Source organism: Microbispora amethystogenes, assembly GCF_016863015.1.
Taxonomy (GTDB): domain Bacteria; phylum Actinomycetota; class Actinomycetes; order Streptosporangiales; family Streptosporangiaceae; genus Microbispora; species Microbispora amethystogenes.
The window spans coordinates 1-632 of record NZ_BOOB01000155.1; the positions used below are offsets into that span (position 1 = coordinate 1).

General features: G+C 74.4%; 1 protein-coding gene. It reads left to right on the top strand.

Annotation, left to right across the window (positions count from 1 at the left end):
* On the top strand, nucleotides 1–632 hold a 632-nt coding region (locus Mam01_RS36140; RefSeq protein WP_444980309.1), incomplete at both ends, for a CurL C-terminal domain-containing protein.

Genomic DNA, 632 nt, shown 5'->3' on the forward strand with positions numbered 1-632 from the left:
CCGCCGAGGTCAGCTCCGCCGAGGCTCCCGCCCCGGCCCTGCTCACCGGCACCGTCGACCCGGCCACGGCTGTCGCCGAAGTCACCGCACTGGTGCCGGGCGATGGCGCATCCTCCGGACTCACCCCGGCCACGGCCGAGCTCGCGGTTGCCGCCGATGGTGCCGCGCCGGTCCTGGCTGAGAGCGCGCAGCCTGCCGCCGCCGCTGTGGCGGTCGAGGGTGTAGTTCTCGCCGGTGCTGCCGCTGAGTCGGTGTCCGGTGAGGGCGCGGCCTCTGTCACGGGTGAGGGTGTCGCCCTTGTCCCGGCAGGAAGCGTGGCCCAGGCCGGAGCGCCGGATACCTCGGTGGTTCCTCTGGCGTGGGTGGTGTCGGGGAAGACGGTGGACGCGCTGGCTGGGCAGGCGGCGCGGGTGCTTGCCTTCGTGCAGGACCGCCCCTCCCTGAGCGTCGCGGATGTCGGGTTGTCGCTGGCGACGACGCGGGCGGCGTTCGAGCGTCGGGCCGTGGTCACCGGTGTTGACCGGGCCTCCCTGTTGGACGGGCTGGCTGCACTGGCGGAGGGTCGCACCGCTCCCGGGGTGGTGCAGGGCGTCGCCCGCTCCACCGGGAAGGTCGGTGTGCTGTTCACCGGC